Annotated in this window: 19 protein-coding genes; 12 read left to right on the top strand and 7 right to left on the bottom strand. The window is 73.8% G+C overall.

The window, feature by feature from the left end; translation table 11 throughout:
• Positions 1-79: 79 nt before the first annotated feature.
• A complete protein-coding gene (locus tag O7607_RS06085) occupies positions 80-1762 on the bottom strand; it encodes a tetratricopeptide repeat protein (RefSeq protein WP_269701605.1) in 1683 nt (560 codons plus the stop codon).
• 265 nt (positions 1763-2027) lie between these two features.
• Here O7607_RS06085 and serA point away from each other — a divergent pair, with 265 nt between their 5' ends.
• Positions 2028-3626, top strand: coding sequence for a phosphoglycerate dehydrogenase (serA, locus tag O7607_RS06080; protein ID WP_269701603.1), 1599 nt, complete (start codon positions 2028-2030; stop codon positions 3624-3626).
• A gap of 61 nt (positions 3627-3687) precedes the next feature.
• On the opposite strand, the gene O7607_RS06075 is transcribed toward serA, so the two are convergent.
• Together O7607_RS06075 and O7607_RS06070 are read right to left on the bottom strand one after the other, a co-directional pair.
• On the bottom strand, positions 3688-4044 hold the full coding sequence (locus tag O7607_RS06075; RefSeq protein ID WP_269701601.1) for a hypothetical protein: 357 nt from the start codon (positions 4042-4044) through the stop codon (positions 3688-3690).
• A 310-nt stretch (positions 4045-4354) separates the two neighbouring features.
• Positions 4355-5224, bottom strand: a complete 870-nt coding sequence (locus tag O7607_RS06070) for an FAD:protein FMN transferase (RefSeq protein WP_269701599.1) — start codon at positions 5222-5224, stop codon at positions 4355-4357.
• A gap of 218 nt (positions 5225-5442) precedes the next feature.
• Between O7607_RS06070 and O7607_RS06065 the strand changes: the two genes are divergently transcribed.
• Positions 5443-6474 (top strand): 3-isopropylmalate dehydrogenase, encoded by a 1032-nt coding sequence (locus O7607_RS06065; RefSeq protein ID WP_269701597.1) that lies wholly within the window; start codon positions 5443-5445, stop codon positions 6472-6474.
• A 188-nt stretch (positions 6475-6662) separates the two neighbouring features.
• Positions 6663-7757 carry a branched-chain amino acid aminotransferase gene (locus tag O7607_RS06060; RefSeq protein ID WP_269701596.1) on the top strand — a complete coding sequence of 365 codons (1095 nt, stop codon included), beginning with the start codon at positions 6663-6665 and terminating at the stop codon, positions 7755-7757.
• A gap of 51 nt (positions 7758-7808) precedes the next feature.
• Here the strand turns inward: O7607_RS06060 and O7607_RS06055 are convergent, their stop codons facing one another.
• The 3 genes from O7607_RS06055 to O7607_RS06045 form a co-directional block, all read right to left on the bottom strand.
• Positions 7809-8549, bottom strand: coding sequence for a tyrosine-protein phosphatase (locus tag O7607_RS06055; RefSeq protein WP_269701595.1), 741 nt, complete (start codon positions 8547-8549; stop codon positions 7809-7811).
• Positions 8550-8600: 51 nt separating this feature from the next.
• On the bottom strand, positions 8601-9065 hold the full coding sequence (locus O7607_RS06050; protein WP_269701593.1) for a PRC-barrel domain containing protein: 465 nt from the start codon (positions 9063-9065) through the stop codon (positions 8601-8603).
• Positions 9066-9200: 135 nt separating this feature from the next.
• Positions 9201-9731 (bottom strand): carboxymuconolactone decarboxylase family protein, encoded by a 531-nt coding sequence (locus O7607_RS06045; protein WP_013284513.1) that lies wholly within the window; start codon positions 9729-9731, stop codon positions 9201-9203.
• Between the two features lie 239 nt (positions 9732-9970).
• On the opposite strand from O7607_RS06045, the gene cimA reads away from it, so the two are divergent.
• Positions 9971-11569, top strand: coding sequence for a citramalate synthase (cimA, locus tag O7607_RS06040; protein WP_269701591.1), 1599 nt, complete (start codon positions 9971-9973; stop codon positions 11567-11569).
• A gap of 1 nt (position 11570) precedes the next feature.
• Here cimA and O7607_RS06035 read toward each other — a convergent pair whose 3' ends face one another.
• Positions 11571-12554, bottom strand: coding sequence for an endonuclease/exonuclease/phosphatase family protein (locus O7607_RS06035; RefSeq protein ID WP_269706902.1), 984 nt, complete (start codon positions 12552-12554; stop codon positions 11571-11573).
• A gap of 285 nt (positions 12555-12839) precedes the next feature.
• Between O7607_RS06035 and O7607_RS06030 the strand changes: the two genes are divergently transcribed.
• From O7607_RS06030 to O7607_RS05995, 8 genes are all read left to right on the top strand, one after another.
• Positions 12840-13361, top strand: coding sequence for a hypothetical protein (locus O7607_RS06030; protein WP_269701589.1), 522 nt, complete (start codon positions 12840-12842; stop codon positions 13359-13361).
• 192 nt (positions 13362-13553) lie between these two features.
• Positions 13554-14603, top strand: coding sequence for an AAA family ATPase (locus O7607_RS06025; RefSeq protein ID WP_269701587.1), 1050 nt, complete (start codon positions 13554-13556; stop codon positions 14601-14603).
• On the top strand, positions 14600-15616 hold the full coding sequence (locus O7607_RS06020; protein WP_269701586.1) for a DUF58 domain-containing protein: 1017 nt from the start codon (positions 14600-14602) through the stop codon (positions 15614-15616). The genes O7607_RS06025 and O7607_RS06020 overlap by 4 nt, the downstream gene beginning before the upstream one ends.
• Positions 15613-16572, top strand: a complete 960-nt coding sequence (locus tag O7607_RS06015) for a VWA domain-containing protein (protein ID WP_269701584.1) — start codon at positions 15613-15615, stop codon at positions 16570-16572. The genes O7607_RS06020 and O7607_RS06015 overlap by 4 nt, the downstream gene beginning before the upstream one ends.
• Positions 16573-16609: 37 nt before the next feature.
• Complete coding sequence (locus O7607_RS06010; RefSeq protein ID WP_269701582.1) at positions 16610-17470, top strand: S1C family serine protease; 861 nt, start codon at positions 16610-16612, stop codon at positions 17468-17470.
• 154 nt (positions 17471-17624) lie between these two features.
• Entirely contained in the window at positions 17625-17921 is a 297-nt protein-coding gene (locus O7607_RS06005; protein WP_269701581.1) for a hypothetical protein, read from the top strand.
• A 9-nt stretch (positions 17922-17930) separates the two neighbouring features.
• The gene (arfB, locus tag O7607_RS06000) at positions 17931-18356 is read left to right on the top strand and encodes an alternative ribosome rescue aminoacyl-tRNA hydrolase ArfB (protein WP_030270056.1); all 426 of its coding nucleotides are present in this window, start codon (positions 17931-17933) and stop codon (positions 18354-18356) included.
• A gap of 49 nt (positions 18357-18405) precedes the next feature.
• A complete protein-coding gene (locus O7607_RS05995) occupies positions 18406-18978 on the top strand; it encodes a GNAT family N-acetyltransferase (protein ID WP_269701580.1) in 573 nt (190 codons plus the stop codon).
• Positions 18979-19050: the final 72 nt, after the last annotated feature.

Below are 19050 nucleotides of genomic sequence, written 5' to 3'. Positions count from 1 at the left end.
CCTCCCCACGTGCGGCCCGCGACCCGACGCTCTCCCCGGCGTCGGGCCGCCGGCCGCAGTCCGCTCCGCCCACCGCCGGTCAGGTGGCCGGCAGCCGGTCCGCCTCGGCGTGCGCCCGCCCGGCTTCCTCCAAGCGGCCGAGCGCAGCCAGTGATCTGCCCAGGTCGCGCAGCGCGTCGGCCATCTCCGCGGGCGGCAGCCCGCCGTCCACCGCACGAGCCTGCTCCACCGACTCGCGGTGCGCGTCGTACGCCTCGTCGAGCCGGCCCAGCTCGTCCAGATGTAGGCCGAGAACGCCCAGGGCGCGGGAGAGGTCGGCCCGGTGGGCCGGATCCTCGTCGGCCAGTTCCCGGAGCACGGCCACGCACTCCCGCATCGCGTCGGCTGCTCCCGCCACGTCACCGGACCGGCGCAGGACTCGTACCAGGCCGAACAGGGTGGAACGCAGCACCGTGCGGTGGGCCGGTTGTCCGGTCACGAGTGCCCGGGCCAGCGCGACCGCCTCCCGTCCGGCCGCCGTCCCGGTCAGGCCGGAGATCCGGGTGCCGGGCGGCGGCGGCTCCGCGTCGCCCCGTCTGGAGTCGGTCATTCTCGTGACGAGGTACAGGCCTGTGACGAGCAGCGGGCGGAACACCTCGGGCAGGTCGTCGGCCCGCCGCCGGCACAGCGGCAGCAACTCCGCAAGGAGCGGCTCCACGTCGTCCCACGCCCCGGCAGTCATCCGCGCCCAGACGAGCGACACCAGTGACCGCGCCCGCTCGATGTCCCCGACTTCGCGCGCCACCTCGGCTGCCTCTTCGAGGCGGGCGACGCCCTCGTCCGCTCGGCCCGTCTCCAGCAGCAGAGCGCCGTGGGCCCGTAGCGCGGAGGCCAGGTGGGCTCCGCCTCCGTCGGGAATTCGGCCGACCCAGGGCCGGAGAAGGTCGACCGCCCGGACGACGGTCCGCTCGGCCGCGTCGACCTCTCCCATGGCCTGCCGGCACAGCGACTCCACCAGCAGCGCTCGGGCGGAGAGGACGTGTCCGGGCTCCGGTGTGACGGAGCGGGTCAGCTCCAGCGCCAGGTCGGCGGCGGTCAGCAGGTCCAGCGCCTCCCGGTGCCGACCGTCCGCGGCCATGCTGGACGCGAGTGGCACCGCTGTTGCGGCGTCCAGGCCCTTCCAGCGGAGCCGGTACCGCCAGGGCAACGCACGGTACGCGTCCCGGGCCTGCCGGCGGACGTCGAGCGCTTCGTCGTGCCGCTCCAGCGTCTGCGCGCACTCCGCGACGACCAGCAGGGTGTTGATCCGCCGCGCCCGGTCGTCGGCGGTGAGCGGTTCCGCGTCGGCCCAGGCGCGCAACGCCAGCCGCGCCAACGCGAGCGCCTCCCGAACCTCGCCGAGCTGGCTCCGGCGCCGGGCGAGCAGCAACCGAGCGGTGGCGAGCGCCACGAGCCCGAGCCGATCGGACGATCCCTCGACGTACCCGATCGCCTCGGTGAGCTCGGCGGTGACCACGGTCGTGGGACGGACGTCCGGCACGCCGGCGCGGGCCACCAGCGCCCGGGCCAGAGTCGTCCGGTGCCGATCCGCGGGGTCGGCGACCAGCCGGCGGCAGAGCGCCACCGCCTCGTCGGCGGCGGCCGTCCGCCGGGCCGTTCCGCCCCGTAGGGCGCTCACCACCTGGGACCGGGTGATCAACGCCTCGGCCAGCCTCGGCCCCCAGTCGACCGGGTCGAGCCGAGCCATCGGCCGCAGCAGCGCGATCCGGACGACCACCGACATCGGCGCTTCCTCCCTCGTGACGACAGCTCCCGTTGTAGCGGGCTGCTGCCAGCGCGGCGTCCGGTGAACGGGGGATGACAAGCGTGCGACGGGCCTGTGTGAGGGCCCTCACCCCGCACTCCGGGACACGCCGGGCGAGCAGCCACCTACCATCCTTGGTGTGGTGCCCGAGCGCACCCGACGGCCGTGGCACGGATCGGCGCAGGGCGCAGCGCGGCGTCCCGGCGCCCCAGGCCGAACCATTACCGAGCGTCTACGAGGACCGATGAATCCTGTCGTACTGATCGCCGAAGAACTCGCCCCCGCCGCCATCGAGGTGCTCGCGCACGACTTCGACGTGCGCCACGTGGACGGCACCGACCGCCCCGCTCTGCTCTCCGCCCTCTCCGAGGCCGACGCGGTGATCGTACGCAGCGCCACCCAGATCGACGCCGAGGCGATCGCCGCCGCGCCGCGGCTGAAGGTGGTCGCCCGGGCTGGCGTCGGGCTGGACAACGTCGAGGTGCCCGCCGCCACGGCACGTGGCGTCATGGTCGTCAACGCTCCCACCTCCAACATCGTCTCCGCCGCCGAGCAGGCCCTCGCGCTGCTGCTCGCCGTGGCCCGCAACACCGCCAGCGCCAGCGCCGCGCTCAAGGCGGGGGAGTGGAAGCGGTCCAAGTACACCGGCGTCGAGATCCAGGGCAAGACCGTGGGCGTGGTCGGCCTCGGCCGTATCGGCGTGCTCTTCGCGCAGCGCATCGCCGCGTTCGGCACCCGGCTGATCGCGTACGACCCGTACATCCAGCCGGCCCGCGCCGCGCAGCTCGGTGTCCGCCTGGTCGGGCTGGAGGAGCTGCTGCGGGAGAGCGACTTCATCTCGATCCACCTGCCGAAGACGCCGGAGACGGTCGGCCTGATCGGCGAGAAGGAACTGGCGATCGTCAAGCCGGGCGTCCGGATCGTCAACGCGGCCCGGGGCGGTCTGGTCGACGAGCAGGCGCTCGCCGACGCGATCGCGGAGGGCCGGGTCGCCGGCGCCGGCGTCGACGTGTACGCCAAGGAACCGTGCACCTCCTCGCCGCTGTTCGCCTTCGACAACGTGGTGGCCACCCCGCACCTGGGCGCCTCCACGAACGAGGCGCAGGACAAGGCCGGCCTCGCGGTGGCCAAGAGCGTCAAGCTCGCGCTGCAGGGCGAGTTCGTCCCGGACGCGGTGAACGTGCAGGCCGGCGGCGTGGTCGCCGAGGACGTCCGCCCGCTCCTGCCGCTGGCCGAGAAGCTGGGCCGGGCGTTCACCGCCCTGGCCGGCGGGGTGGCCGCCAGCGTCACCGTCGAGGTGCGCGGCGAGATCGCCGCCCACGACGTGTCGGTGCTCAAGCTCGCCGCGACCAAGGGGCTGTTCAGCTCCGTGGTGGAGGAGCAGGTCACCTACGTCAACGCGCCGCACCTGGCGGCCGAGCGGGGTGTCGAGGTCACGCTCGCCACGCCGGGCGAGACGGTCGACCACCCGAACCTGGTGACCGTGCGCGGGGCGCTGCCGGACGGGCGCACCGTCCGCGTCTCCGGCACCGTGGCGCACACCGGCACCCGCGACGTGTTCAAGTTGACCGAGGTGGACGGTTTCGACGTGGAGATCGGCGCGGAGGGCATCCTGGTCTTCCTGCGCTACGCCGACCGGCCCGGCGTGGTCGGCACCGTCGGCACCCTGCTCGGCGAGGCCGGCGTCAACATCGCCGCCATGCAGGTGGCCCGCCGCGAGGCCGGTGGTGAGACGCTGATGACGCTCACCGTCGACCAGGCGCTCGGCGCCGACCTGCTCACCTCCGCGGCCGACTCGATCGGCGCGGTCGCGGCCAGCGCGGCCGACCTGCGCGACGAGTAGTCCGGACGCAGACGGATCGGGGCCCGGCCGCATCGGCCGGGCCCTTCGTCGTTCCGGTGGGTCAGGAACGGACGCGGGCCGGTGGCGGGTAGACCGAGCCGTCCTGCGCGTCGAAGAGCATCAGGTCGTGCTCGCCGGCCAGCCGCTCGATGTCCAGCAGGACCTGATCCGGGCAGGTCGGATGCAGGTTCATCTCGATGTGGTCGGCGGCCGTGTGCAACGGCGCCACCTCCCACGGCGTATCCGGCCGGGCCGGACGGTCCGGGTAGCTCGCGGTGATCGCCCGGTAGAAGGCGACGAGTCGCGGATCGGGGTGCTGCTCGCTGTGCCAGCCCTCGCGGCACTGCTGCACGGCCGCCCGCACCTGCTCCGGTGTCGCCCCGTTCGGCAGGGCCCACACGCTCAGATCGAAACTCACGGCGGACAGCGTGCCATCCCGGGCCGGGCCCGTCACCTCTGCCCCACCGTGCGTTCACCGCTGATTGCCGACATCGTTCCCGCGACGTCCGCTGTGGAGACTCTTGCCTCGAGTTGCGTCGATTCGCTAGCGTACCGATGCGGTTTCCGCTGAGTCGATCCCCGGCCCGTCTTCGGGTGGCGCGGTCGGGCGCCCGGCCCCTCGGCCCGCACCCCTCGATTGCGCGAGCCACGCGCACTCGTCGCTGACCGGCCCTCACGGTCGTTGCCGAGACCGTGGGGGCCGATCGCGCTCCGCGCCAGACAGCAGATCAGCGCCGGTGGTGCGCGAACAGGGGGCGGTAGTCCGCGTCGTGGCGGAACCAGGCCAGCCCGGCCGGTCCGGCGGCGTACAGGGCGGTGGCGTAGGCGTCGGCGACTGCCAGGTTCGGCCCGAGCACGGTGGCGGCCACCAGCCGGTCGGTCGGCTCCCCGGTGTGCGGGTCGACGACGTGCCCGCGGCGGCCGGTGACGCCGGAGGTGCCGACCGAGCCCGTGGTCATCTCCAGCACGACGGGCGTGCGCCGGGTGTCGGTGGGGTGGTGCACCGCGACGCGCCACGGCCCGCCGTGCGCCGCGTGTCCGCGTACCGTCAGGTCGGCGCCGGTGAGCACGGCGTAGTCGTGGATGCCGGCGGCGCGCAACCGCGCCGCGGCCCGCTCCACCGCCCAGCCGCCGAGCAGGCCGCCCGGGTCGAAGCCGCCGGGCACCGCCCAGGCGTCGAACCAGCCGTCGGTCGCCGCCCGCATCGCGGCGCAGAGGTCGATCAGGTCGGCCAGCGGGGGGTACGAGTCGGGGCTGATCTCCTCGCGGCGCAGCCGGGACACGAGGCTGTCCGGCCGGTTCGGGCCGTAGGTGAGGTCGACGGCGCGCAGCTCGGCGACGGCGTCACGCAGCGCCTCGCTCACCGCCCGGTGGCCGAACCACTCCGGCGCGTTGAGCAGCAGGGTGTAGTCGGCGGTCGAGGTGGTCACCGTGTGCCGGACGCTGATCCGGCCGGAGGTCGCGGTGCCGGCCCGCTCGACGCGGTGGTTGGCGCCCAGGTGCAGGTCCGGCCGGAGCGGGCGGAACGCGGACTGGTCGATCCAACGGGTACGTGGTTGTTCGTCCGCCCAGTGGGCTCGCCGGTGCTCGATCCGCATGACACCTGCCCCCTCGGTGGTCGCCGCCGCGTCGCGGCGGTGCCGGATTCCGGGCCCCCGTCGACCCGTGACCCCGACCCTAAGCAGTGGAGATGACCGCACCATGAGTGTCGGCTGGGAGCCTCCTGTGATTCACCGTCCCGGATGTTGGAAGATTCGTACCGGGGGCCGGGACGGCGACGTACGGTTGCGCCTAACGACGAGACGAGGAGCCTCAGGTGGCACACATCGCGGTGGTGGCCGGCGACGGCATCGGACCCGAGGTGGTCGCGCAGGCCCGCAAGGTCCTCGACGCGGTGGTGCCCGGGATCGAGGCCACCGAGTACGACCTGGGCGCGGCGCGCTATCACCGCACCGGCGAGGTGCTGCCCGACTCCGTCCTCGACGAGCTGGCCGGTCACGACGCGATCCTGCTCGGCGCGGTGGGCGACCCGACGGTGCCGCCGGGCGTGCTGGAGCGCGGCCTGCTGCTCAAGCTGCGGTTCGCCTTCGACCAGTACGTCAACCTGCGCCCGTCCCGGCTCTGGCCCGGCGTCGCCGGCCCGCTCGCCGCGGTCAAGCCCGGCGAGGTCGACCTCGTGGTGGTCCGCGAGGGCACCGAGGGGCTGTACGCGGGCGCCGGCGGCGCGCTGCACCGGGACACCCCGGCCGAGGTGGCCACCGAGGAGAGCCTGAACACCCGGCACGGCGTCGAGCGGGTGATCCGCGACGCGTTCGCCCGCGCCGGCCGCCGGGAGCGGCGCAAGGTCACGCTCGTGCACAAGACCAACGTGCTCACCCACGCCGGGTCGCTCTGGGCGCGGGCCTTCGCCGCGGTGGCCGCCGAGCACCCGGACGTGACCACGGAGTACCAGCACATCGACGCCGCCGCGATGTTCCTGGTGACGAACCCGTCCCGGTACGACGTGGTGGTCACCGACAACCTGTTCGGCGACATCCTCACCGACATCGCCGCCGCCGTGACCGGTGGCATCGGGCTCGCGGCCAGCGGCTGCATCAACCCCGAGGGGCGCTACCCGTCGATGTTCGAGCCGGTGCACGGCTCGGCGCCGGACATCGCCGGCCAGGGCGTCGCCGACCCGGTCGCCGCGGTGCTGTCCGCCGCGCTGCTGCTGGACCAGCTCGGCCACGCCGACGCCGCCGCCCGGGTCACCGCCGCGGTCGGCACCGAGCTGGCCGCGCGTACGCCGGGAGCGCCGCTGCGCACCGAGGAGGTCGGCGACCGGCTCGCCGCGTACGCCGTAGCCTGACCGGGCCGACCTTCCTGGCGGCCCGGTACCGGGCCGCCAGACCCGTCACCGGGCCCACCCGACCGTCCGGCGCGTCGCTTCCGCCGGGGCGGAGCTATCCGCTGAACGACCGTTCGGGGTAAGTTTCTGGCACCAGTGACGTCGGCGTGCGATCCCGCATGCCGTCAACCCGCAGGGAGGTCAGCGCGATGAGCGGTGGTGACATGCTCGATTTCGAGATCCGTCCGAATCCCGCGCCGGTATCCGCCGCCGACCGGGCCGCCCTGCTGGCGAACCCGGGCTTCGGCCGGGTGTTCACCGATCACATGGTCACCATCCGCTACGCCGAGGGCAAGGGCTGGTACGACGCCCGCCTGGAGGCACGCGCGCCGATCCCGATGGACCCGGCCGCGGCCGTGCTGCACTACGCGCAGGAGATCTTCGAGGGGCTGAAGGCGTACCGCACCGGTGACGCGGTGACGATGTTCCGCCCGGAGGCCAACGCGGCCCGGTTCAACGCGTCCGCCCGCCGGCTGGCCATGCCGGAGCTGCCGGGGGAGACGTTCGTGGAGTCGCTGCGCCGCCTGGTCGAGATCGACCAGGCGTGGATTCCCGAGCACGAGGACGCCAGCCTCTACCTGCGTCCGTTCATGTTCGCCAGCGAGGTCTTCCTCGGGGTGCGCCCGGCCAACGAATACCTCTACTGCGTCATCGCCTCGCCCGCCGGGGCGTACTTCGCCGGTGGCGTGAAGCCGGTGACGGTCTGGGTCTCGCCGGACTACACCCGGGCCGCGCCCGGCGGCACCGGCGCGGCCAAGTGCGGCGGCAACTACGCCGCCTCGCTCGCCGCGCAGGCCGAGGCGATCGAGGCCGGCTGCGACCAGGTGGTGTTCCTGGACGCGGTGCAGCGGCGGTACGTCGACGAGCTGGGCGGCATGAACGTCTTCTTCGTCTACGACGACGGCAGCATCGTCACCCCGCCGCTGGGCGGCACGATCCTGCCGGGCATCACCCGCGACGCGATCCTCACCCTGGCTGCCGAGGCCGGGCACGAGGTGCGGGAGGCGCCGGTCAGCTTCGACGACTGGCGGGCCGACGCGGCGAGCGGCCGGCTGCGCGAGGTGTTCGCCTGCGGCACCGCCGCCGTGATCACCCCGATCGGCGGCGTGCGCTTCCCCGACGGCGAGTTCCTCGTGGGCGGCGGCGAGCCGGGCCGGGCCACGATGGCGTTGCGGCAGAAGCTCGTCGACATCCAGCGCGGCCGCGCCGCCGACCCGCACGGCTGGGTCACCCGGGTCCTCTGACGGCCCTTCGCGGTGATCGAGGGGTTCGCTCCTCGATCACCGCGGGGCAGGTCAGTCCAGCAGGTGGGTGCGCAGAGACTCCAGCTGCGCGTCGGTGACGCCGGCGTGGGTCAGGTAGCCCTCGACGGAGCCGTAGCCGGTGCGCAACTCCGTGAGGAACAGCTCCATCGTCTCGGCCGGTGACTCCAGGAACGGCGGCGGCGGTTCCTCCGCGTCCGGCAGCGTGGCCCGGACCCACTCCGTGAAGCGCCGCGACGCGGCGGTGCTGAGCGCGTAGTCGGCGATCACGTCCTCGTCGGGCACCCCGAGCACGGAGAGCGTGAGCGCGCAGACGATGCCGGTGCGGTCCTTGCCGGCGACGCAGTGCACCACCACCGGGGCGTTGGCGCTATCGGCGATCAGCCCGACCGCCTCGGCGAGCCCGGCGGTGCCGGTACGCGCCAGGTCGGCGTACCGGTCGGCCAGGTAGCGGGCCAGGCTGACGCCGGAGTCGTCGAACCGGTTCGCGCCCCAGTCTGCGTGCTCGGGGTGGATGTGCCGGTAGGTCAGGCCGTCGTAGTCGGGCACCCGCCCGTCGCGTTCCACCTCGGACGGCCGGCGCAGGTCGATCACGGTGCGGATGCCGAGCGCGGTGAACGCGGTCCGGTCGGTCTCGTCGATGCGGTGCAGCGAGTCGGAGCGGTAGAGCCGGCCACGGCGGACGGTGCGCCCGTCACCGGCGGCGTAGCCGCCGACGTCGCGGAAGTTGAACAGGGCGGGGAAGGGGCTCTCGGGAGCGTCCACATCTGACACGGTAACGGCCGGCGGGGCGTATGTACGTCCCCGCCGGCCGTCGCCGAGGTGTCAGATGCGCGGCGGTACGTCCGGCGGCAGCGCCGAGTGGTTCTCGCCGTAGTAGCCGCCCAGCCGGTCCCGGAAGCCCGGGTCGGCGTGGCTGGACTCGTCGTACTCGGGAGCGGCCTTGATCTGGTCCTTCTCCCGGTCGACGTGCACGGTGCGGGCGTCGTGGTCGACGTGGTTCACGGTGCCGGCCGGGAGCATCACCTTCTTGCCGAAGATCCACGGCCCGGTGTCCACGACCAGGTAGCTGTCGTCCACCTCGTGGCTCGCCCGGTCGATCTTGCCGATCGCGCCGTCGGTGGCCTCGACCTTGTAGCCGGTCAGGTCGGCGCTCGCCACACCCGCCTCGTCGCGGTAACGCCACGGGTCGAAGGCACCGGCCGGAGCGCCGCCGGCGACCGCGCCCCGGCCGTCGTCGAGGATCGGCTCGGTGCCGCCGTGCGTGGCGCGCGGGTCCAGTTCGTCCATGTGCCGCCTCCCGTCCTCCAGGGCCGCGGCCGTCGCGGCGCCGTCATCAGTCGGGAGGGTTACCCACGCTGTCCGGGGGTCAACCGCCGGAGGGCCGGCCCGCGCGGTGCCGGTCGGGGCGCGCGGGCCGGTGGATCAGGCCAGTGCGGCCTCCGCGTCCAGGGTCACCGCGGCGGCGTGGACGACGGCGGCGATCCGCAGCCCCTCGTGCACCTGCTCACGGCTGAACCCGGCGGCGCGCAGCGTCTTCTCGTGCGACTCCAGGCAGACGCCGCAGCCGGTGATCGCCGAGACGGCGAGGCACCACAGCTCGAAGTCGGTCTTCTCCACGCCGGGGCGGGCGATGATCTGCATCCGCAGCCGGGCCGGCAGCGACGCGTACTGCTCGTCGCCGATCAGGTGCTTGGCCCGGTAGTAGACGTTGTTCATCGCCATGACCGCCGCCGCGCCCTTGGCGGCCTCGACCGCCTCGGGGGTGAGGTGACCGGCCGCCTCGGCGGCGATCTCCCGCAGCACCACCGGGTTGCGGGCCGCCACCGCGCAGGCCAGGGCGGTGCCCCACGCCTGCTCCGGCTTCAGCGTCGAGGTGGTGATGGTGGAGCCGAGGTTGAGCCGGATGTCCTTGGCGTACTCGGGCAGGCCCGCCTTGATCGCGTCGAGACCCATGGTCAGGCCCCGGCGCCGGCGAGGAGCGCCTCGGCGTCGAGCGTCGCGCGGGCTGTCGTCCCGGAATATGGGTTTCGCCTCCCAAAACCCGGGGCGGGGTGGCAGAGTACGGGTCGTGACCAGCTTCGTCCTGATCATTAGCAGCTAGCGCGCCGGCCTTCCCTCGCCGAGCGCGCAGACCTCCCGCATCCGCGGGGGGTCTTTTTGTTTGCTCCCCAGGGCACGAGAAGAGGACTCCGATGACGTTCCAGGTGTACGACACGACGTTGCGCGACGGCGCGCAGCGCGAAGGGCTCACGTACTCGGTGGTCGACAAGCTGGCGGTGGCCCGCCTGCTCGACGACCTCGGAGTCGGCTTCATCGAGGGCGGCTGGCCGGGCGCGGTGCCCAAGGACACCGAGTTCTTCCGCCGCGCCCGCACCGAGCTGGAGCTGCGGCACGCGATCCTGGTCGCCTTCGGAGCCACCCGCAAGGCGGGCCTCGCGGTCGAGGACGACCCGCAGGTGCGCGGCCTGCTCGACGCACAGACCCCGGCCGTGGCCCTGGTCGCCAAGGCGGACCTGCGGCACGTGGAGCGGGCGCTGCGCACCACCGCCGAGGAGAACCTCGCCATGATCCGCGACACCGTGTCGTACCTGGTGGCGCAGGGGCGGCGCGTCTTCGTCGACGGGGAGCACTGCTTCGACGGGTTCCGGTTCGACCCCGGCTACACCTCGGCCGTGGCGGAGACCGCGCTGGCCGCCGGCGCCGAGCGCTTCGTGCTCTGCGACACCAACGGCGGCATGCTGCCCTCCCAGGTCACCGCCGTGGTCGAGCAACTGGTGGCGCGGACCGGGATCGCGCCGGAACGCCTCGGCATGCACGCGCAGAACGACACCGCCTGCGCCGTCGCCAACACGATCGCCGCGGTCGAGGCGGGCGTCCGGCACGTCCAGGGCACCGCCAACGGGTACGGCGAACGCCCCGGCAACGCCGACATCTTCGCGATCGTCGCCAATCTTCAGCTCAAGCTGGGCATGCCCGTCCTACCGGAGGGCTGCCTGGAACAGATGGTGCGGGTCTCGCACGCCATCGCCGAGATCGCCAACATCGCCCCCGACACCCACCAGGCCTACGTCGGGGCCGCCGCCTTCGCTCACAAGGCGGGGCTGCACGCGAGCGCGATCAAGGTCGACCCGTTGCTCTACAACCACGTGGAACCCACTGTGGTGGGCAACGACATGCGGATCCTGGTGACCGAGATGGCCGGCCGGGCCAGCATCGAGCTCAAGAGCCGTGAGCTCGGTCTGGACCTGGCCGGCCATCCGGACACCCTGTCCCGGGTCACCGGGCGGGTCAAGGAGCTGGAGGCCGACGGCTGGTCGTTCGAGGCCGCCGACGCCTCGTTCGAGCTGCTGGTCCGCTCCGAGCTGCCGGATGCCGCGCCGGCCCGGCCGTTCGCGCTGGAGTCGTACCGGGTGATCGTCGAGCACCGGGAGGACGGCGCCGTGGTCTCCGAGGCGACGGTGAAGATCCGGGTACGCGGTGAGCGGGTGATCGCCACCGCCGAGGGCAACGGCCCGGTCAACGCGCTGGACGAGGCGCTGCGGGTCGGCCTGGCCCGGCACTACCCGGAGCTGCGCGACTTCGAGCTGGCCGACTACAAGGTCCGCATCCTGGAGGGCAGCCACGGCACCGGCGCGGTGACGCGCGTGCTGGTGGAGACCGCCGGCGTCGGCCGCGACTGGACCACTGTGGGCGTGCACCCGAACGTGGTCGAGGCGAGCTGGCACGCCCTTGTCGACGCGCTCACCTACGGCCTGGACCGGGCCCGGGTGGCGGGCGGGACGGCGGCCTGACTCATCCGGCGGGCAGGCGCAGCTCGGCCAGCAGCGCGCGGTGGTCGCTCCCCGGCACCGGATGGGTGCCGGCGGCGCGCACCGCGATGCGCCGGTCGACGAGCACGTGGTCGATGGTGACCGGCGGGATCGGGTCGCCGTCGTACGGGCCCCAGGTGCCGCCGAACCCGGCTCCGGCCGCGTCCGCCGCGTCGGTGTAGCCGGTGGCGATCAGGTCCCGCAGCGCGGCGTGGTCGAGCGTGGCGTTGAAGTCCCCGGCCAGCACGCTCAGCCCGCCGTGCGGGGTGGCCGGCGGCTGGGCGCGCTGGTCGGTCCACCAGTCCGGCACCACGTCGAGGGCGTACGGCGCGGCCGGGTGCGCCGACTCCACCCGCAGCGGCGGCGCCCCCGGCACCACCACCGTCGCGTACGCCTGGGTGAAGAAGAACCCCTGGTTGCGCCGGTGACCGGTGTCGCGCAGCGGGTGCCGGGCGTACACGCCGGAGCCGGTCGAGCCGACCTCCGGGCTCAGCGACCGGTGCGGCAGCAGCGTGGCCAGGCCGAGCCGGTCCAGCTCGGCCGCCAGCGGCGGGGTGAGTTCCTGCACCGTGAGCACGTCGACCCGGCGGTTCCGGACCAGGTCCACCAGCGCCGCCGGGTCGGCCGAGCCGAGGCGCAGGTTGGCGGTGAGCAGCCGCAGCGTCGGCCCGTCGGCGGCGGGCCGGTCGCCGGGGATCGCGCGGGGCGCCACCGCGCCGATCAGCGCCACCGCGGCCAGCACCGCGACCACCGCCGGCGCGCGGCGCCGCAGGGCGAGCGCCGCCACCGCCACGACCGGTGCCACGGCGGCGACGTACGGCGTGAACGCGATCGCCAGCACCAGTGGACCGCGTTCCAGCCCGGTCAGGCGTACCAGTGCCCACGCGGCGACCGGCGCGACCGCGAGCCAGCACGCGGCGGTGGCCAGGCGGCCGCCCCGGGTGCCCGCCCGGGGTGGACCCGCCATGGTGATCATGAGGGTCAGGCTACCCGGAGCCGGGTCGGCGTGGTGCCCTCCGAAACAATTTCGTGAATTGTTCCTCGCAATTTCGGGCAGCTTTGCGGATCGGTCGGACACGCAATAGTGCTATTGACCGCCCGCATTTTCCGGTGCTAGGTTCCACCTGGTTGAGACGTCGCGACTCTCTGTAGTAAGGCCAGCTCACAAGCGGTGCGCTCCCTGGCGGATATTCGATGATCCGCAATTTCCCGCGCAGTCGCCGTATCACCACGGTCTACAAAGGGAGAACTCATGGCCACATTCTTCAAGCGCAAGGCGACGGTGGTGGCGCTCGCCGCGCTGTCGCTGAGCCTGGCCGGTGGCGGGATCGCCGCGGCCGCCCAGTCCGAGGCGAAGCCGCAGCCCGGCCCCCGGCACTCCACGGCCCAGCCGCCGGTGACCGCCGCCGAGCGGCAGGCCGCCCGGACCGCGATGCGGGCCACCCTGGCCCCGCCGGCGGCCGGCCAGGTCGCCTGGGCCGTCGTGGCGGCCAACGGCACGCTGCTGCAGCACTCCGGCAACGTGGTGTCCTCGTTCCGGTTCACCCCGGGCGTCGGGGTGTCCGCCGGGCAGTACCAGGTGCTGCTGGACTACAACGTGTCCGCCAAGGCGTACGTGGCGACGATCGGCACGAACGACACGGCGAACGTGCCGCCGGCCGGTGAGGTGTCGGTAGCGCCCCGCACGCTGACCCCGAACGCCGTCTTCGTGCAGACGCGCAGCTCCTCCGGCAGCGCCTCGGACCGGCCGTTCCACCTGGTCATCGCCAACTGACCCGTCCGGCCCCGCACCGGCCCCCGCTCCGGCGGGGGCCGGTGTCGTGTTCCGTACCGGTCCGGCCGGTGGCGCACCGCTTCGTGCCGTTCCCGCCCGACTGGGGAGATGCTGCCGGTCCGGCCCGCCGACCACCGGCCAGGGGCCGATAATCCGACGTTTGTCGCCGGTCCGGCACGGGAAGCAAGCACCGTGACGGACATCTCGGACACCCCGGCCAGCGTGCTCAGCCCGGTCGACGCCGACGCGAGTGGCGTCGAGCTGGAACAGACCCTCGTCGAGGTCAAACGCGTGATCGTCGGGCAGGATCGGCTCGTCGACCGCCTGCTCACCGCCCTGATCGCCGACGGCCACTGCCTGCTGGAGGGCGTCCCGGGGGTGGCCAAGACGCTGGCGGCGCAGACGCTCGCCACAGTGGTCGGTGGCACGTTCTCCCGCATCCAGTTCACCCCCGACCTGGTTCCCTCCGACATCGTCGGCACCCGCATCTACCGCGCCTCCACCGAGCAGTTCGACGTGGAGCTGGGGCCGATCATGGCGAACCTGGTGCTCGCCGACGAGATCAACCGGGCCCCGGCCAAGGTGCAGTCGGCGCTTCTCGAGGCGATGGCCGAGCGGCAGGTCTCCATCGCCGGCCGGAGCTGGCCGGTACCGGACCCGTTCCTCGTCCTGGCCACCCAGAACCCGATCGAGTCCGAGGGCGTCTATCAGCTCCCCGAGGCGCAGCGCGACCGCTTCCTGATGAAGGTCGTGGTCGACTACCCGAGCGACGCCGACGAGCTGGCCATCCTCTACCGGATGAGCACCGAGCGGCCCACCGCGAGTACCGTGCTCGACCCGACCCGGCTGCGCGACCTCCAGCGCCGCGCCACCGACGTCTTCGTCCACCACGCGCTCGCCGAGTACGTGGTCCGGCTCATCCTCGCCACCCGCGACCCGGAACGCTTCGGCCTGCCCGACGTCGCGCCCCTGCTGGCGTACGGGGCCAGCCCCCGGGCCACGCTCGGCCTGGTGGCCGCCGCCCGAGCGCAGGCGCTGATCCACGGACGGGACTACGTGCTCCCCGAGGACATCCGGGAACTGGCGGTGGACGTGCTGGCGCACCGGCTCGTGCTCTCCTTCGACGCGATCGCCGACGGGATCTCCGGCGAGGACGTGGTGCGCCGCGTGATCGAGGCGGTGCCGCCTCCCCGGCTGGTGAACGGCCCCACCGAGACGATGAACGACCTGGCGGCGGCATGACCGGCGGAGCCGAACCGGGGCTCGCCGACCTCGCCCCGGACCAGCGGCTGCGCCGGCTGGAGCTGACGGTGACCCGACGGCTCGACGGCCTGCTGCACGGGCGGTACCGGGGGCTGCTCCCCGGTCCCGGCAGCGAGGCGGCTGGCAGCCGCGAGTACCGGCCCGGCGAGGACGAGGTACGACGGATGGACTGGGCGGTCACCGCCCGGACCACGGTGCCGCACGTACGGGAGGTCGACGCGGACCGGGAACTGACCACCTGGCTGCTCGTCGACGCCAGCCCCAGCATGGAGTACGGCACGTCCACGCTGGACAAACGGGAACTGGCGGTGGCCGCCGTCGCGGCGGTCGGCTTCCTCACCGCCGGGGTCGGCAACCGGCTCGGCGCTCAGGTGCTCACCTCGGACGGGCTGCGCCGGTTCCCGGCCCGCAGCGGGCGCACCCATCTGCTCGGGCTGCTCCGCGCGCTGCTCGGCGCCCCGCGTACCGGCGACCTGCCGGACTCCGGCGGCGCGGGCGCGGCCGGCGCGGGCCCGCGGGACGCGGCGCCGGGCCTGGTCGACGGGCTGGACGGCCTCCAGCGCGTGGCCACCCGGCGCGGGCTCGTGGTGATCGTCTCCGACTTCCTCGACGAGCTGCCCGACGACCCGGACGCCGCGCCGCCGCCGTGGGCGGCCGCGCTGCGCCGCCTCGCGGTACGTCACCAGGTGCTCGCGGTCGAGGTGACCGACCCGCGCGAGCTGGAACTGCCGGACGTCGGCCTGATCACGCTCGTCGACCCGGAGAGCGGCCGGCACCGCGAGGTGTGGACCGGCGACCCGGGCCTGCGCGAGCGGTACGCGCGCGCCGCCGCCGAGCAGCGCGACCAGGTGCGCCGCACGCTGCGCCGGGCCGGCGCGACCCACCTGGCGCTGCGCACCGACCGGGACTGGTGTGCGGACGTCGTCCGGTACGTGCACGAGCAGCGCCGGCTGGCCACCGTGCCGGCCGCCGCCCGCGGAGGTGTCGCATGACCTGGCAGTCACCCGCCCGTCTCTGGCTGCTGCTCGCCGTCGTCGCGCTCGTCGCCGGCTATCTGGTGCTGCAACGGCGGCAGAGCCGGTACGCGGTGCGCTTCACCAACCTGCGCCTGCTCGACCGGGTCGCCCCGCGCCGCCCGGCCTGGCGGCGGCACGTCCCGGCGGGCCTGTTCCTCGGCATGCTCGCGCTGCTGGTGGTCGGGTTCGCCCGGCCCGAGGCGGAGGTGCGGGTGCCCCGGGAGCGGGCCACCGTGATGGTGGCGGTGGACGTCTCCACCTCGATGCTCGCCGGTGACGTGGACCCGGACCGGTTGAGCGCGGCCAAGGAGGCGGGCCGCCGGTTCGTCGACGGGCTCCCGGACGAGTTCAACGTCGGGCTCGTCGCGTTCGCCGGCAGCGCGGCCGTGCTGGTGCCGCCGAGCACCGACCGGGAGGCGCTGCACGACGGGATCGGGCGGCTGGCCGAAGGCATCACCGGCGTGCAGGGCACCGCCATCGGCGAGGCGATCAGCACCTCGCTGGGCGCGGTCAAGAGCCTGGACGCCACCGCCGCCAAGGATCCGCCACCGGCCCGGATCATCATCCTCTCCGACGGCGCGAACACCTCCGGCATGGACCCGATGGAGGCCGCCGACCAGGCGGTCGCCGCGAAGGTGCCGGTGCACACCATCTCCTTCGGCACCCCGGGCGGCTCGGTCGACAGGGGCGGCCGCGCGATCCAGGTGCCGGTGGACGGCCAGACGCTGCGGGCGGTCGCCGAGCAGACCGGCGGCGGCTTCCACGAGGCGTCCACCACCGCCGAGCTGAAGGACGTCTACGAGGACATCGGCACCTCGGTCGGCTACCGCACCGAGCGGCAGGACATCTCGGCCCGCTTCATCGGCCTCGGACTGGTCCTGGCCATGGGCGCCGCGGCCGGTTCGCTGCGGTGGTTCTCCCGCCTGCCCTGACCGCACACCACTACCGCACGACACGTGAGGAGCCAGCATGGCAGTGCAGACCGGACTCGGCGAACCACGCGGTCCGTGGTTCGTCTCGCCGGAGCTGGACCCGGACGGGCGCGGCCACCGGGACGTACCCGGGGTCGGGCCGGAGGCCGGGCGGCGGAGCCTACGGCACCGGCTGCTGAGCGTGGCGGCGGTGGTGGCGCTCTCCACCGTCTCCGGCGCGGCGGCCGGCACCTGGGCGGCCGACCGGGGCGCGCCGGGTCCGACCGCGGCGTCCGCCGCGCCGGTGCCGGCGGAGCTGGTCACCGCCGCCGGCAAGACGGTGCCCGGGGTGGTCTCGGTGATGGTCGGGGGCCGCTCCGGCGCGTCCGCGTCCGGCTCCGGGTTCGCCATCGACAACGAGCAGCACATCGTCACCAACGACCACATCCTGGCCCGGGGCGGTTCCGGCGCGGTGACGGTGGAGACATCGGACGGACGGCGTTTCCCGGCCGAGGTGGTGGGCCGGGAACCGGCCAGCGACCTGGCCGTGCTCCGGGTGCCCGCGTCGGCCGGGTTGCCGCCGTTGCCGCTCGCGAAGGCGAACTCGACGCGGGTGGGGGAGCCGGTGCTCGCGGTCGGGTCGCCGCTCGGGCTCGCGGGCACGGTCACCGCCGGCATCGTCAGCGCGCTCAACCGGCAGGTACGGATCGGCAACGGCCGGCACACGGCGGTGCAGACCGACGCCTCGATCAACCCGGGCAACTCCGGCGGACCGCTGGTGAACGCGCGCGGTGAGGTGGTCGGCGTGAACACCGCGATCGCCACCATCGACGGCAACGGGTCCATCGGCATCGGCTTCGCCATCCCGATCGACCAGGTCCAGCAGACCGCCGACACCATCATCGGCCGGGGCGGCTGAGTCGTACGGGCGCGACCGCCCGCGCGGCGCCGGCCGGGCGCGCGGCGCGGCGCTGACCTGCACAAGCGTCGCAAGATCGGTGCGAAGTGTCGGATATCCGGCGTGGGATCATTGGGGCATAGAAATATTACGCTGAGTATGGATACTGGCGGAGGTGGAGCAAGCTGTCATTGCGGCCCTCCTCCTGGTGGGCCTTGTCATCGGCGCCGGTGTCGGCGCGTCCTACGCGCGTGCGAAGCGTGGCTGGACGGACTACCAGACGATCCGGACCAGTGTCCCCGGCGCCCGGCGCAACGCCTGGCTCGCGATCCGGGGTGTGGTCGTCAAGCTCGCGGTGATCGCCCTGCTGCTCGTCGGCGCGGCCGCGTACGCGGCGTCCGGCGGCGGCGAGGAACGGACCGGTCCCACGCCGAGCGCCACCCCCACCCCGAGTCACCGCGCCGGGCGCTAGCCTCGGGGAGTGGACGACGGACTGCGGGTCACCGATCGGCTCGTGGTGCCCGCCGCCGAGCTGCGGGAGCGGTTCTCCCGCTCGTCCGGGCCGGGTGGGCAGGGAGTGAACACCACCGACTCCCGGGTGGAGCTGAGCTTCGACCTGGGCGGCTCGCCGAGCGTGCCGGAGACACTGCGGGAACGGGCGCTGGCCCGGCTGGCCGGCCGGCTGGTCGGCGGCGTGCTCACTGTGACCGCCAGCGAGCACCGTGCCCAGCTGGCCAACCGGGAGGCAGCCCGCGAGCGGATGGCCGCGCTGCTGCGCGAGGCCGTCGCCCCGCCGCCGAAGGCGCGCCGCCCGACCCGCCCCTCCCGTGGCGCGAAGGAGCGCCGCCTGGCCGAGAAGAAGCGCCAGTCCCAGCGCAAACGCGACCGCAGGGTGGACGGCGACTGACCGAAAATCTGTTGAGCCGCCGAGCGCGCCGCCCGGAGAATTTCGCCACGTGATCGCCTTCTCCGTCAAGCCCACGCTCACCGGCGAGCGTGTGGTGCTGCGCCCGTTCCAGGACGACGACCTGCCGGCGCTCGCCGAGATCCTGACCGACCCGGAGGTGGTCCGGCTGACCGGCAGCCCGGCCGGCGAGACGTTCGAGCCGTCCCGGCTGCGGGCCTGGTACGGCACCCGCAACAGCCAGGACGACCGGCTCGACCTCGCGGTGGTGGACCGGGCGAGCGGCACCTGCGTCGGCGAGGTGGTCCTCAACGAGTGGGACCGGGCCAACGCGAGCTGCAACTTCCGCACGCTGATCGGCCCCGGCGGCCGCGACCGCGGCCTCGGCACCGAGGCGGTCCGGCTGATCGTCGGGTACGGCTTCGAGCAGCTCGGCCTGCACCGCATCGGGCTGGAGGTGTTCGCGTTCAACCCGCGTGCCCGGCGCGCCTACGAGAAGGTGGGCTTCGTCGCCGAGGGGACGCTGCGGCAGGTGCTGCGCGACGGCGACGACTGGGTGGACGCCACTGTCATGTCGATCCTCGCTCCGGAGTGGAACCGGCACCGGGGACACCCGGAGGGTTGAGCCGGAGGCGTCGAAGCGCTTCAATGCGTACGGGAGCTCAGGGCCGTCACCGACCACCACGTCACAGTGACA

It is taken from the genome of Micromonospora sp. WMMA1949, from assembly GCF_027460145.1.
Lineage (GTDB): Bacteria > Actinomycetota > Actinomycetes > Mycobacteriales > Micromonosporaceae > Micromonospora.
The sequence above is the reverse complement of the archived record's forward strand: the minus strand, read 5'-3'. Positions and strand labels throughout refer to the sequence as shown.